Raw genomic sequence first — 13374 nt, forward strand, 5'->3', positions numbered from 1 at the left:
GCCATAACGTCGTTGACGGCGGCCGGCGGACAGCGCAGAAACCGCCGGAGCAACAGACCTCGCAGCATTGCGGAAAGGCCCCGGATTTCCATGAACCACCTGAGTCAGTTCGTTATCGCGCTGATTGCCAGCGTCTCCATTCTCACCATCATCCTGGCGACCGACCTGGGCCGCCGCCGGGTCACCAATATGCGGATGCTGCGCTCCGTGCTCGCGGTCGCGGTCATCATCGCGATCTTCGTGCACTCCTTCCCGACCTCCGGGAACGCCCCGTCCTTCCAGCTCATCGGCGTCGGCGTGGGCGTGATCTGCGGCCTGGTCGCCGGTGCCCTGCTCCCGGCCCACCGCGGCGCCGACGGGCAGATCTACACCATCGGCGGATTCGGCTACGCCCTGGTCTGGATTGTCCTTTCCAGCGCCCGCGTCCTTTTCGCCTATGGCGCCGAGCACTGGTTCGCCGAGGGCCTGATCCGCTTCAGCATCGAAAATGAGCTCAGCGGTCCGGACGTCTACTCCAATGCCTTTGTCTTCATGTCCCTTGCCATGGTGCTCACCCGCACCGCGGTGCTGGTGGCCAAGCGCCGCCGTATTCACCTTTCGCCCGCGGAACCGGCCGGGAAGGACGAGCAGACGGCCGCGGTCTGAGGGGCGCCCCGCGATATTCCTGCGCCGAATGCGAAGCGGATGTGCTCGGGGACAACCCGGGCACATCCGCTTCGCGGACCCCGATGAGGGATCAGGATTGAACCGAAGCCGCCGGCCGTCCGTACAGATAACGGCGGCCGAATCCCCGGTTCCGGTCCGCCGTGCCACCACCGGCCTCGCACGGAAGGACCTTCGGGTTGCCGCACTCCACGCGCCTCAGCCAGCCGCCGAACACGAAGAAGGCAACCACGACGGCGGCCCCGCCGCCGGACGGCCCTCCGGAGCAGGTGCCGGACGGGGCCCCTGTCGACGAGTGCGCTGTCGACGAGGCCGCTGCCGACACCGCGTCCGAGACCAGCGGCTCGACCGGCGGCGACGCGGTCGGCGGCTGGCGGGACCGGAATCCGGCCGTGGCGCGGGCCGTGGGACGGACCGTCACCGCGCTGGCCGCCGTACTGGTGCTCTCCGCGCTCCTGCTGCCGAATCAGCTCACCCGCCTCACCCCCGGCGAGTTCCTGCGCATCCCGGTGGAGGGCATCTTCGGTGCGGCCCTGCTACTGCTCCTGCCGCCGAAGGCGCGGCGGGTGGCGGCCGTGGTGGCCGGCGTCGGCCTCGGCCTGCGGACCCTCCTGAACTGCCTGGACATGGGCTTCTATTCGGTGCTCGCCCGGCCCTTCGACCCGGTGCTCGACTGGATCCTGTTCGACGACGCCGAGTCCTTCCTCAAGGACTCGATAGGTCAGGCGGGCGCGATCGGTGCCGTGCTCGGCGTCGTGCTCCTCGTGCTCGCCCTGCTCGTCCTCATGACGCTGGCGGTCGTCCGGCTCACCCGCCTCCTGGTGCGGCACAGCGCCGTGGCGACCCGTACCACCCTCGTCCTCGGAACCGCCTGGATCACCTGCGCGGCGCTCGGCGTACAGCTCGCCGGTGTCCCGGTCGCCGCCGCCAACACCGCCGACCTCGTCCAGGACAGCGCGGAGCGGCTGCGCGCGAGCCTGGCCGACCAGCAGGTGTTCGCCAAGGAGGCGCACGTCGACGCCTTCCGCGACACCCCGCCCGACCAACTGCTGACCGGACTGCGCGGCAAGGACGTCATCTTCACCTTCATCGAGAGCTACGGCCGCAGCGCGATCGCGGACCCGGCGATGGCGTCGCAGGTCGACGCGGTGCTCAAGGACGGGACCAAGCGCCTGCGCAAGGCCGGATTCGCCTCCCGGAGCGCCTGGCTCACCTCACCGACGGCGGGCGGCGGCAGCTGGCTGGCCCACTCCACCTTCATGTCCGGCCTGTGGATCAAGAATCAGCAGCGCTACCGCACCGTCACCTCCAGCGACCGCATGCCTCTCACCGACGCCTTCAAGCGCTCCGGCGCCTGGCGCACCGCCGGCATCATGCCGGGCGTCACCCGCTCCTGGCCGGAGGGCAAGTTCTACGGCCTCGACCACGTCTACGACACCCACCATCTCGGCTACAAGGGCCCGCAGTTCAGCTGGTCGCGGGTGCCCGACCAATACAGCCTGTCGGCCTTTGAACGCCTGGAACACGGCAAGCGCCACGACAAGCCGCTGATGTCGGAGATCATCCTCGTCTCCAGCCACAACCCCTGGGCGCCCATCCCCAAGATGATCGGCTGGGACGAACTCGGCGACGGTTCCGTCTACGACGCCATCAAGAAGGCGGGCAAGGACCCCAAGGAGGTGTGGAAGGACCCCGCACAGGTACGGAACGAGTACCGCCGCGCGATCCAGTACTCGCTGCACAGCCTCATCTCGTACATGGAGAAGTACGGCAACAAGAACACCGTGCTCGTCTTCCTCGGCGATCACCAGCCCGTCCCGACCGTCACCGGCGAGAACGCCAGCCGGGACGTGCCGGTCGCCCTCGTCGCCCACGACCCCGCCGTGCTGGACCGGATCTCCGGCTGGAACTGGCAGAACGGCCTGAAGCCCGGCCCGAAGACCCCGGTTTGGCGGATGGACACCTTCCGCGACCGCTTCCTGACCGCCTTCGGCCCCCGTCCGGGAGAGACGAAGGAAGAGGCGAAGGGAGGGACGCCGGGGCGGTCGGGGCACTGACCGCAGGGTCGGCGGACCACCGCCGCGAGGGCCCGCTCCGCGCCTGATGCCCAGGGCCGCTCCCTCCTCGGGAGCGGCCCTGCTCCGTTCGACAGCCATGGCACACCGCCGGAGAATTGGAGGTGTGAGGAGGGGCCATGAGTATCCGCATAGCCACTTTCAACTGCGAAAATCTCTTCCGGAGGCCCATCGTGTTCAGCGCCGGGAACGACCCGGTGCACAACGCCGTGCTGGAGGACTTCAGAAAACTCGTCGAAATCCTCGATCACCACACGTATACGGCCGACGACAAGACAAAGATCATCGAGCTTCTCAAGAAGCACAGCGTCGATGTCTCCCAGGAAATCTCCACCCAGACGATCCTGGTGAACGAGCCACGCGGACAAGCCCGGCTGCTCAAGGGCGAGGGCCGGAACATCGAGGTCAGGGCCGAGGTCACGGGACGGTCCGCCTGGGTCGGCTGGGCCGAACTGGCCAAGGGCGACCTCAGCTGGGACGCCGTCAAGAACACCGCCAGGGTGATCGCCGAAGTGAACGCCGACATACTGCTGACGGTCGAAGTCGAGGACCGGCTCACCCTGCACCGCTTCAACCGACAGGTGCTGGCGGGCCAATTCGACGCGGAACCATATCCGTTCAACATGCTGATCGACGGCAATGACATTCGCGGCATCGACGTGGGGCTGTTCAGCCGCCACCCGATCACCTCCATACGCTCGCACATCTTCGACAAGAAGGATTCCCGGGAAATCTTCAGCCGCGACTGCCCGGAATTCGAGATCGACATCGATGGCGAACCGCTCTGGCTCCTCGGGAACCACTTCAAGAGCAAGCTCGGCGGCGGCGCCGACAAGCGCAAGCTCCAGGGCGAGCGCGTCGCCCAGCTCTACCGGGCCGCACTCGAGCGCTCGGCCCATGTCGTGGTCGCCGGGGACCTCAACGACACCCCGGGCAGCCCGCCGCTCACGTTCCTGGAGGCCACCAGCCTGAAGGACGCGATGACCCACGCCAGTTACGAGGGACCGCCCGGCACCCACGGGAAGTGCACGAGCCACAACGACAAGATCGACTACCTGATGTTCTCGCCGCAGCTGTTCGCCAAGGTGGACACGGTCGAGGTGGAGCGGCGCGGGATCTTCGAGTTCGGCACCCCGTTCGACACCGTGACCGGACCCGGCAACCAGGCTTCCGACCACGCTGCCGTCGTCGCCGAACTCGACCTGTAAAACGGCCCGCGGCCCGTCGGGGCCAGGGCGAGTGCGGTGGACGGCCGCACCTCCCCACCCCTCACACCCCAGCCGTCAGCCCATCGATCATGCGGTCGAGAAGGCGTTCGAACACGGCCTGCGGTGCCGAGTCCTGACCCGGCACCGCCAACGCCTGCGCGAGGTGGGGATAGCGGCCCTCAGCGGCAACGGACCGGAGGTAGCGGTCCTGCGCGTCCAGGAGTTCGCCGGAGGCGGGCCCACCGGCTTCGACCGCCCGCTCCTGGGCGAGTTCATAGGAAACGTGACTGGCCACGAAGCCGGTGAGCAGGCTGAACGTCTCCAGCCGGGCCGGCGCCTCCAGCCCAACGGGGGCGAGGACGGCGAGGGCGTACTCCAGGGCGGCGAGCGCGTTCGGGCCGAGCGTCTGCCGGGCCGAGAGCGCCCCGGGGAGCCATGGATGGCGCCGCATGATCGTGCGCTGCTCCTGTGCGAACTGCCGCAGGTCGGCCCGCCAGTTGCCGGACGGCGCAGCCGGCAGCGCATGCTCGCCGCTCACCTGGTCGATCATCAGCTCCAGCAGCGTCTCCTTGGTGGGGACGTAGCTGTAGAGCGACATCGTGCCGGCCCCGATCCGGGCCGCGACCGCCCGCATGGTGACCGCGGCGAGCCCCTCGGTATCGGCGAGGGCAATGGCCGCGGTGGTGATCGCGGCGCGGCTGTGGGCGGGCGGCCGCCCCCGCCGCGGGCGTTCGGCCTGCGACCAGAGCCGCTCGGGATCCACACCGGCACCACGGCCGGCTGAGCCTGTACGGGGCACGGCAACCTCTCCTCACTCCTGGCGCCATCCAATCACCCCTCCTCCCACACACCGCACGCCGTACGGGAATTCGGCCGACCGTCAGCCCTGCGCGACCGGCCGGACGACGACCTCGTTCACATCGACCGTGGCGGGCTGCTCGATGGCGAACGCGATGGCGCGGGCGATCGCGTCGGGCGGTATGGCGATGTCGTCCCGCATCTTCGTGATCTCCGCCCGGACCCGGCCGTTGCTGGACGCTTCGGCGAAGTCGGTAGCGGTCACCCCCGGCGAGACGGTGGTCACCCGCAGCGCGTCGCCGGCCTCCTGACGCAGCCCTTCGCAGATCGCCCGGACCGCGAACTTGGTACCGGCGTAGACCGCCATGGCGGGCACGACACGAAAGGCCGCCGTGGAGGCGATGGTGACGAAGTGCCCGCTGCCCTGCGCGCGGAAGACCGGCAGCGCGGCGGCGATGCCGTGCAGCACGCCCTTCACATTGACGTCGACCATCCGGTCCCACTCCTCGACGCGCAGATCGTCGAGCGGCGAGATCGTGCCCACCCCGGCATTGCTGACCAGGACATCGAGCCGTCCGAAACGCTCACCGGCCAGCGCGACCAGGGCATGAAGATCCTCCCGCCGGGTCACATCGGTACGGAGCTGCACGGCCGCGCCACCCGCCCGCTCGATCCGCTCCACCACCTCCGCCAGCCGCTCGGACCGCCGCGCACCGAGAACCAGCCGCGCACCCCGCTCGGCGAGCAACAACGCGGTCGCCGCCCCGATACCGCTGCCGGCTCCCGTAACAGCCACCACTTTTCCTTCAATTCCAGCAATTCCTGCGATTCCAGACATGAGGAATTTCCTTCCTTCTCGGCGGGGGAGTCCCTGGAGGGGGCGTCGTAGCCGTCGCACACCGGCCGACCGCCGGGCCCTCGCACGCCCCGGCCAGCCGCCGGAGCCGTGCCGCGCCGCCTTTCGGCGTCCGGCCCTTTCGGCGTCCCGCCCTCGCCCACCACTCTCCACCACCCTTAGCCTGGTATCCAGAACGTACTTATTCTGGAACTGAGGCTGCTATGCCACCGCCATCGGACCGACGCCACCAGCTGAGTGCGTTCCTGCGCAGCCGCCGGGAACGCCTCACTCCGGCCGAGGTCGGCCTGCCGCAGACCGCCCGTCGCCGCACGCCGGGCCTGCGCCGGGAGGAGTTGGCGCTGCTCGCCGGCATCAGCGCCACCTGGTACACGTACCTGGAGCAAGGACGCGAGATCCGCGCCTCCGAACAGGTGCTGACCGCCCTGGCCACCGCACTACGGCTCGACCGCCACGAGCACGCCCACCTTCTCCAGCTGGCCGGCCACGCTCCCGCGGACGCACCCGACGACCGCGAACCACTCACCCCCGAGGCCGCGGCCGTACCGCTCCTGCTCCAGCCGCACCCCGCGTACCTCATCGACGGCACCTACGACGTCCTCAGCCACAACCAGGCGGCCGAAGCGCTCTTCCCCCGCCTCATCGACCACACGGCACAGCGCCCGCCCAACTTCCTCCGCTGGACGTTCCTCGAACCGGTGGCCCGCGACATCGTGCTCGACTGGGAAGCGGAAGCCCGCGCCCTGCTCGCCCGCCTCCGCACCCAGTCCGAACGCCACCCCGCCGACCCGCGCTACCCCCGCCTCATCGACGAGCTGACCACCCACAGCCCCGAAGCACGCGCCTGGTGGCCCCACTACGAGGTCCAGCCCCGCCACAGCGGCCACAAACGCCTGCACCACCCCCAACACGGCCCGGTCGCATACGCCTACACCGCCTTCCACCTGGCCGAACAACCGGACCAGACACTGGTGGTCTACGTGGATGCGGCGACGGCACCCGGGCAGTCGCTACCGGGGACTTGAGACCGTGACGTGTCAGGACGCGCGGTGAAAGCGGCGATGCAGTTCCCGCACCTGCTCCGCCAGGCCGGGAACCGGGCCCTCCACCACGAGGCCGGGAACGACGTCACGGATCGGGAGGGCGCGCACGGGAGGAGCCGGAACCTCCAACTCAATGCGCCAGGCCGTCAGTTGCTCGGAGGAGCTCACGTACACGATGCGCCCCAGCCCGGCCCAGCCGTGCGCGGCGGCGCACATCGGGCAGTGCTCACCGGAGGTGTAGACGGTCGCCGCCGCCCGTTCCTCGGGTGACATGTTCGCCGCGGCCCAGCGCGCCAGCTCGAATTCCGGGTGGCGGGTCCGGTCGCCCGAGGCCACCCGGTTGCGCTCCTCGGCGAGCACGCTCCCGTCCCCGCCGACGAGCACGGAGCCGAACGGTTCGTCGCCCGCCTCCAGCGCCTCGGTTGCCAGCTCCACACAGCGGCGCAGGTGCCGCAGTTCAGTCTCGTTCACGACGATGCTCCCCACACGCGGTCTCCGGGGATGCTAAGCCTTCGCGCGCCCTCGACATGCCCGGAACGTCACCGTGCGGGCCCCGTCAACTGACGCGGTTGGCCGATGCCGCTTCGCCGCCGACCGTTCGGCCTGCCCCGCCAGCCGGTGACTCACTCCACGGGCGGGTTTCCGCACTCCACGGGCAGCTCGGCCTCGATGAGGTCGGCCGCCCGCTGGGTGCCGCCCTCACCGGCCATCTCCCGCTGGATGGCTGCAAGGCGCCGCGCCACCTCCGGGTCGTCGACGAGCGAGAGCACCGCCTCGCGCAGGGTGTCGGCATCCGCCTCATCCATCGGCACATGGCGTGCCACCCCGAGCCCCTGAAGCATGTCCGCGTTACCGAACTGGTCGACGGCCTGCGGAACGGCCACCATGGGCGTGCCGGTGGCCAGACCCTCCTGGCTGCCCCCCGCCCCGGCATGCGTAATGAACGCATCGGCCTTCCTCAGGATCGCCAACTGCGGCACCCACTCCCGCACTTCCACGTTCCCAGGAACCTCCCCCAGCTCCTCGGCCGCGACATGCTTGCCCACCTGAAGCACGACATGCCAGCCCGGCAGATCACCGAACGCCTTGACGCACTCGCGGTAAAAACCGGGCTGCTTGGTGAAGGACGAGCCAAGCGAAACCAGCAGCACACGCTCGGCACCCACGGGCCGCTCCCAGTCCCCCTGCGCCGCCCGCTCCCCCTGGCAGGCGCCAACAAACGAGTGGACCTTCCCATCCACCCGCTCGGCATGCGGCTGTAGCGCCTTCGGGATGAGCACGATCGAACGCCCGGGCCGCCCGACGAACGGGTCGGGATGCTGCGAAATCCCGTTCTCCGAAAGCCAGTTGCTGAACTTCTCGTAGTACGCACGCCCCCGCTCGGTCTCCCTCGGCTCCGCCCACATCGGCTCGGCGACCTCCTCCTCATACCCCTCCCACGCCACGAGGTTCGGCGAGAGCGAGACCGCCGGCACCCCCCAGCGATGGGCAAGCACACGCGCCGGGTACGAGGTGATGTCATGCAGCACAAGATCCGGCTCATCCCCGCGATAAGCCTCGATGAGCTGCGGCAGCACCTGAATCGCGTCATCCAGAAACGGCTCGACATTGTCGAGGAGCGTGCTCCCCCACGCCGACGGATCGTCATCCGGCGACGGCAACGTCGTCCGATACAGCACGGGCTCCGCCCCGGTCTCGGCAACCTTCTCCGCAAAAACCTCCGGAATCGCATACGTAACCCGGTGCCCCCGGGCAACAAGCTCCCGAATCACTTCAAGACTCGGGTTCACGTGCCCGTGGGCGGCGATGGAGAACATGGCGATATGAGCATGCTTGGGGTGTTCCGGGCTCGTCATGCCGCCACACTAAACGAGACGATACGTCTCGTGCAATCAATTTCCGGTCGCCGCTCCCTGCCGCGAGGGCTGCGCGACGGACAGCTCATGACGGATCTGGTGGAACGCTGATGCCGAACGGGACGCGGGGGCACCCCGGCGGAGCGAAGGCAGGTCCACAGACTGCCCGACGCGCCGGAAGCTTACGGGGCCATGATCACTCGCCCCAAAGCAGCTCCAGCCCAAAGCCGCTCCGCCGACCGTTCGTGAGGCTTGCCCCGAAACCAGGTCATGGTCGCGAGTGGGAGGGGCGTCACTCTGAAGGCGCAACCTGACGTGCGTGAAGCCTCCTTCGCGCCATCGTGGAAACATGACGACCCTGCCTGTGATTGGGCAAGCACAACCCGATGACAAATTGTCGAGAAGATGGCTACTGCTGATCTGGGGAGTGTTGATTCTCGCCGCCGCAGAATTTGCGTGGCTAGGATCAGCAGACTTCAATGGCGCCCTAAGCTACGCCGGACGCCTAGATGGCGCTCTCTTGCTCCTGTCGGCGGCCGTTGTAATCGTCGCCGCCCTAGCACTGCTGGACCACAAGAACCCACTAAACGCCAGAAAACACAAGTACTCTGGCTACTGGGTGGCGATTGGAGTATTTCTTTCTTTTATCGTCAACCTGGGGCTACTCATCCTACAAATTGAGAGCATTAGCCTCACTGAATTCATCCCGAGCCTCACCGGCTTCATCCTGCTTTGGATGGGCCTCACAGCGGCAGCATCTGCATGCCTTTTCAGGCTTTACCGCCAACATAAGAGCGAGGCGCTCAAAACGCCAAAATATAAAACATTCACCCTCGGTGCGGTTATCACCACTTTGATCGGAGTTGGCACCTTCGCATACACGCAGGTGTATCAACCGTACACGACCCCCGCCCTAGTGGTCACGACGATTGATCTGGGGCGAGCAAAAGTTAAAGACGGAACGGTAACCGTGCCAATCCACCTGAAGACCAAGAATATCGGTCAGGTTGGCGTATTCGTGCTCGGCTCGCTATATCAGGTTTCCGCCAGAGGGCCTATCTATAGCCAAGTCGCCCGCTCAGACAAAGAATGGCTCCAGGATCTTAACGATGGCCAATCTTCTCTACTTCGATACGGGAATGAAAAAGGTCATAAGTATAACCTCCTGGCAGAAGGCCTGTTCGTACGCCAAGGGCGCAAGCTCGAGCCAGGATCAGAGGCTACGTCAGATACCATTGTGCAATTCCCGGTCAGCAATTCCTATGATGTACTTGATGCCACGAGTGATGTGGTGTTCCTGCGGGCAGACAGGGCGGTACTCACCAGTGACGAATACCGCCAGTCCGGGCGAAGCTCATGGCATAAAGACAAGAGTCACGCCGAGAATCTTACGGCACCAGCCTGGGTGGCAAAGGGAAAAACCGAAGCATTCCGGTACAAGTCAAGGATCATCCACAGCAGTGCCGTTCTCGAATATACGCGAAGCAATAGAGAGGTGTCCGTTTGGTGGGTTCTCGAAGAGCCAAGCAAGTCCTGGAATGGCCCCTACCTAGTGGCCAGTATCGCCCCAGAAGGCGAGGGGTCCCAAACACCTGATCCCGGCTCGGCGCAACGGCTCACCGATGAATACGGTTTGGATCACTCGTCAAGCGGCAGGATGCAAAAGACTATGCAGCAGCTCATAAATTAGACTCCGGAGCGGCGCGTCCCCAGGAACGATCCTGTTTTAGGTCGCCAGACGCCGCCAATTGAAACTGTCAATTGTGGGGCGCTTGCCGTTACGGAGCTGGGGTGCATGTTCCGGTCTTTCCTGACAGCCGCTGTGGCCGGTCCCTTCGGTGCTGCGGTGTTCACGTGGCTCTGTCGCCCACGGCAGTGACGGCAGCGCTGACGGCAACGACCGCGGACGGCGGCGGCACTCGGGAACCCAGAATGGCTCAGATGCAGTGTCATCGGACTGCCCCACCGCGGCTTGCCCGCATCTTCTAAGCGCCCGGCCTGGGCCGTCCCTGGGCCGTCCGAGGCCGACCAACGTCGACAGACGCCGCCCACGGGTGGCCACCCCCCACCCCGCTCTGGCCTGGGCAGCCGGAGTTGATCTGCGACACTGGAAGGGTTATGCCTGCACCCGTCCAACTTACTTTTGGACAATGAGGGCCTCGCCAGAAGGCATCAGACCCGAGTCGCAAGCGATTGCCAAACTACGGGCCGGGCTTGAAAAACTCGGCCAGCGGCAAGTACCGATGCCAGTGACGCCCGAACAACACCAGCAGCGCCAGGATGCCGACAGCGGCAACCATCACAACCGCAGGCATGTCCGGGAGGCCCAACAGGGACACAACGACAGCCGAGCCAGCAATAAGAGTGACCGCGGTCCCGATCCGCAGCAACTCGCGGTCGCGGACTGGTTCGAACGTCGTCAGTGTGGCTGGCGAAAGCAACGCACCAACATGGCCGGAAACGTAGTTCTCTGTGATTGTGACAATCAGTCCTGCCAGCTCTTCCAGCGCCTGGGCCTGATCACTTCCGTCCAGGCGGGATTCAGCGGCGCGCAGTCTGGCCACTACCTGACCAGCATGCCGACGTAGCTCCGCGCGCCGCGGAGACAGGTGCGGAACTGTTCTGCGTGTGCGGTACGCCCGCAGGACAATCCTTTCCAGGCTTCTCAGGGAACCAGACAGAGCACGCAAACGACCCGTGCGACGTTCACCCCCCGCGCCGTATGCCTCCGCGCACGCTTTGATGGTCTCGATGCACTGCATCACTAGTCGGCATCGGTTGGCAGCTAGGTGTGTGTCTCTGGTCACGGCAGCCGTTGAAGCGATTAGTAACGTCCACGCAATGAACTCGATGGCCGCCCGCAAGGGAACGTATTGCGCTTCCGTGGTGAAGCCCCAGTACAGGTAAATGGCAGCCGTGCCAGCTCCGAGCGCCAATGCCTCTGCATAGAGGAGCGCGCCAAGACTCGTTCCACTGATCTGACGTATGGCGGCGCGTAGGGAAAGCGGCACGGGCCACCAGTCGTAGCCGAGCCGGTCCAATGCCGTTCGCAGTTCCGATATGCGTTTGTCAGACGCGCGCCGTACACGTACCCGCCGCCGGCGCCGGATGAAGCCCGCAATGGTCATGAATGGTGAGGATGCCACAGATAGGGCCGGAGACAGCGGCCGTAACGGCGCTATCGGCCAGAGCTACAAGCTGGCAGGCCCTGCACCACAACCGCACTAGATCGAGCGGGGAGCAGCGGAGAATCACGGTGAGCAGCAGAGCCCGAAGGGGTTGTAGAGCTGCCACACACCCATGTCAGCACCCAACTCGCTCCAGACGTCCGCAGCTTCGCAAGCTGAGGGCTTCAGCAGCACACGGAGGCTCTGTGCTCTTGTAACGGTTCGGCTGGCAGGCTGCTCTGGCCGACGCCAAAGGTCAGTAGCGTGGCTGAGGCTGGTGGGGGTGCAGCGAGGCATACGCGTGCCTGATCGGTCGGCACATCCTCCGTCGTGGCTGACTGTCGTCGGCTGAGGTTCAGGCGGGCAGCTAACCAAGCCGTGCCAGATGCGCGCCAGAACAGAGGGGCAATCGTGGTCAACGAGGGTGCTGAACAGCCCCTGCACCCATAGTGAGGCCGGTGTTAGCCGCCCGCCTACTGACCAGCACATGCACCGCGCAGATCACCACCAGGCTTACAAAGCAGCGATTGTGAAGGCGGTGCACAGCCGCATCAGCAGCTTCGCGAACCCTAAGCGCCAGCCTTGCGCCACCTGAGCGCGTCTTCTCGCGCTGCGTTGGCCAGAGCTAGCGCAGCCTGCACGGGAAGCGACAGCCGGAGTACCCCCGAACCATCCGTTGTTGTCGATGCCGTCGACATGACCTCGGTTGTGTCGATGCCCGCCTCATCCATGGCTCCCTTCAGCTCAGTCGCAGCGTCCACTGCGCTCCGCCAGCCGGCCACGTAGTCCACGCCGCGTACCCACATCCAGCCGTCCGGTTCCAGAGCCTCGTCGTTGAAGTTCGGGTCCATCGGATCGTGCTGCACAGAACGTCACTCCCAGGAGCAGTAGTTGATTGCCTGGGGATGTCCACCCGCCGGTCAACGGGCATGACACCGGCCCCAGTACCCTCGGCACCGGGGTCCGCGAGGGCTCCTGGCCGGACCACCCCGGATGCTGTCCAGGCGAGGGGTGGTCCGGTCTCACATGTCTTGGGTCAGCCGTTGTCAGGGGTGCTGATGACGACAAGCGGCATGACTGTCGCCGCCCAGAAGACCACGATCAGAACGCTGAATAATCTCTGTCTCACAGGCACTCACCGTCCGTCGGTGTCATGCGCCAGAACCGTGTGACGGTCTCGCGGTACCCGCGGTGCGACGGGTGCTGGCCGGTGTGAGAGAAGGCCCAGTTGCGTGTCGTCTCGAATTCTTCCGAGGGGTCTGCCGCGGAGTCGCAGGACATGCACTCCAACTCGTGCACCATCTCGGGAGCCTCCGGAGCGGACTCCGGTCCCATCGTCCATCTGAGGTAGCGAAAGACGGACCTGGTCACAGCCCACTCCTGCTGTGAGCGTTGAGTTGTGCCACTCGTGAGCTCAGATCGTCACAGGAGCCGAGTGCGCGTAGATCCTCCGGACGTGCGCCCCATTCGATCCCGCCTTGTGGTGGACGCAGTTGTACGTGCGACCACATGACGTCCATGACCCGGCCGACCCGGCCGCTCCTGGTGTCCAGCGTCAAAGTGCCCACCGCAGGGGCGTTCTTGTCGCTCATGCAAGGAGGATCACGGTGATTCCCAGGACGTAGGAACCTCGCCCAAAACCCATTTTGGGACGTCCCAGAGGAGGTAGAACGTCCCTAGCAACGTCCCAACTTCCAGGGAGAGACTG

The 13374-nt window shown here is 66.2% G+C and carries 13 protein-coding genes; 5 read left to right on the forward strand and 8 right to left on the reverse strand.

What is annotated here, in order from left to right; translation table 11 throughout:
- Positions 1-90 precede the first annotated feature (90 nt).
- The 3 genes from CP981_RS24700 to CP981_RS24710 all read left to right on the forward strand — a co-directional run bounded on the left by CP981_RS24700 (position 91) and on the right by CP981_RS24710 (position 3946).
- Positions 91-645: a hypothetical protein gene (locus tag CP981_RS24700; protein ID WP_085924714.1), complete on the forward strand. Its 555-nt coding sequence runs from the start codon at positions 91-93 to the stop codon at positions 643-645.
- Between the two features lie 197 nt (positions 646-842).
- Complete coding sequence (locus CP981_RS24705; protein ID WP_085924713.1) at positions 843-2720, forward strand: alkaline phosphatase family protein; 1878 nt, start codon at positions 843-845, stop codon at positions 2718-2720.
- A 137-nt stretch (positions 2721-2857) separates the two neighbouring features.
- Positions 2858-3946: an endonuclease/exonuclease/phosphatase family protein gene (locus tag CP981_RS24710; RefSeq protein WP_085924712.1), complete on the forward strand. Its 1089-nt coding sequence runs from the start codon at positions 2858-2860 to the stop codon at positions 3944-3946.
- Between the two features lie 61 nt (positions 3947-4007).
- Here the strand turns inward: CP981_RS24710 and CP981_RS24715 are convergent, their stop codons facing one another.
- Together CP981_RS24715 and CP981_RS24720 are read right to left on the reverse strand one after the other, a co-directional pair.
- Entirely contained in the window at positions 4008-4709 is a 702-nt protein-coding gene (locus tag CP981_RS24715; protein WP_085924793.1) for a TetR/AcrR family transcriptional regulator, read from the reverse strand.
- 117 nt (positions 4710-4826) lie between these two features.
- Complete coding sequence (locus CP981_RS24720) at positions 4827-5564, reverse strand: SDR family oxidoreductase (RefSeq protein WP_085924792.1); 738 nt, start codon at positions 5562-5564, stop codon at positions 4827-4829.
- A gap of 239 nt (positions 5565-5803) precedes the next feature.
- Between CP981_RS24720 and CP981_RS24725 the strand changes: the two genes are divergently transcribed.
- Positions 5804-6625, forward strand: a complete 822-nt coding sequence (locus CP981_RS24725) for a helix-turn-helix transcriptional regulator (protein WP_085924711.1) — start codon at positions 5804-5806, stop codon at positions 6623-6625.
- A 12-nt stretch (positions 6626-6637) separates the two neighbouring features.
- On the opposite strand, the gene CP981_RS24730 is transcribed toward CP981_RS24725, so the two are convergent.
- Together CP981_RS24730 and mgt are read right to left on the reverse strand one after the other, a co-directional pair.
- Positions 6638-7120 (reverse strand): nucleoside deaminase, encoded by a 483-nt coding sequence (locus CP981_RS24730; protein WP_208853077.1) that lies wholly within the window; start codon positions 7118-7120, stop codon positions 6638-6640.
- Positions 7121-7266: 146 nt separating this feature from the next.
- On the reverse strand, positions 7267-8499 hold the full coding sequence (gene mgt, locus CP981_RS24735) for a macrolide-inactivating glycosyltransferase (RefSeq protein WP_085924710.1): 1233 nt from the start codon (positions 8497-8499) through the stop codon (positions 7267-7269).
- 349 nt (positions 8500-8848) lie between these two features.
- Between mgt and CP981_RS24740 the strand changes: the two genes are divergently transcribed.
- Positions 8849-10189: a hypothetical protein gene (locus CP981_RS24740; protein ID WP_143658871.1), complete on the forward strand. Its 1341-nt coding sequence runs from the start codon at positions 8849-8851 to the stop codon at positions 10187-10189.
- A 511-nt stretch (positions 10190-10700) separates the two neighbouring features.
- Here CP981_RS24740 and CP981_RS38790 read toward each other — a convergent pair.
- The 4 genes from CP981_RS38790 to CP981_RS24760 form a co-directional block, all read right to left on the reverse strand.
- Entirely contained in the window at positions 10701-11627 is a 927-nt protein-coding gene (locus CP981_RS38790; protein WP_244329779.1) for a hypothetical protein, read from the reverse strand.
- A 608-nt stretch (positions 11628-12235) separates the two neighbouring features.
- Positions 12236-12532 carry a hypothetical protein gene (locus tag CP981_RS24750; RefSeq protein ID WP_085924709.1) on the reverse strand — a complete coding sequence of 99 codons (297 nt, stop codon included), beginning with the start codon at positions 12530-12532 and terminating at the stop codon, positions 12236-12238.
- Positions 12533-12791: 259 nt separating this feature from the next.
- Positions 12792-13037: a DUF7848 domain-containing protein gene (locus tag CP981_RS39690; RefSeq protein WP_085924708.1), complete on the reverse strand. Its 246-nt coding sequence runs from the start codon at positions 13035-13037 to the stop codon at positions 12792-12794.
- A complete protein-coding gene (locus tag CP981_RS24760) occupies positions 13034-13258 on the reverse strand; it encodes a hypothetical protein (protein WP_085924707.1) in 225 nt (74 codons plus the stop codon). The genes CP981_RS39690 and CP981_RS24760 overlap by 4 nt, the downstream gene beginning before the upstream one ends.
- Between the last annotated feature and the right edge of the window lie 116 nt (positions 13259-13374).

The organism is Streptomyces platensis, from assembly GCF_008704855.1.
GTDB lineage: Bacteria > Actinomycetota > Actinomycetes > Streptomycetales > Streptomycetaceae > Streptomyces > Streptomyces platensis.

What these genes read in the sequence shown, in the direction of transcription:
- CP981_RS24700 (WP_085924714.1), top strand. Translation starts at nt 91, where the DNA reads ATGAACCACCTGAGTCAGTTCGTTATCGCGCTGATTGCCAGCGTCTCC.
- CP981_RS24710 (WP_085924712.1), top strand. Translation starts at nt 2,858, where the DNA reads ATGAGTATCCGCATAGCCACTTTCAACTGCGAAAATCTCTTCCGGAGG.
- CP981_RS24725 (WP_085924711.1), top strand. Translation starts at nt 5,804, where the DNA reads ATGCCACCGCCATCGGACCGACGCCACCAGCTGAGTGCGTTCCTGCGC.
- mgt (WP_085924710.1), bottom strand. Translation starts at nt 8,499, where the DNA reads ATGACGAGCCCGGAACACCCCAAGCATGCTCATATCGCCATGTTCTCC.
- CP981_RS24740 (WP_143658871.1), top strand. Translation starts at nt 8,849, where the DNA reads ATGACGACCCTGCCTGTGATTGGGCAAGCACAACCCGATGACAAATTG.
- CP981_RS38790 (WP_244329779.1), bottom strand. Translation starts at nt 11,627, where the DNA reads ATGACCATTGCGGGCTTCATCCGGCGCCGGCGGCGGGTACGTGTACGG.
- CP981_RS24760 (WP_085924707.1), bottom strand. Translation starts at nt 13,258, where the DNA reads ATGAGCGACAAGAACGCCCCTGCGGTGGGCACTTTGACGCTGGACACC.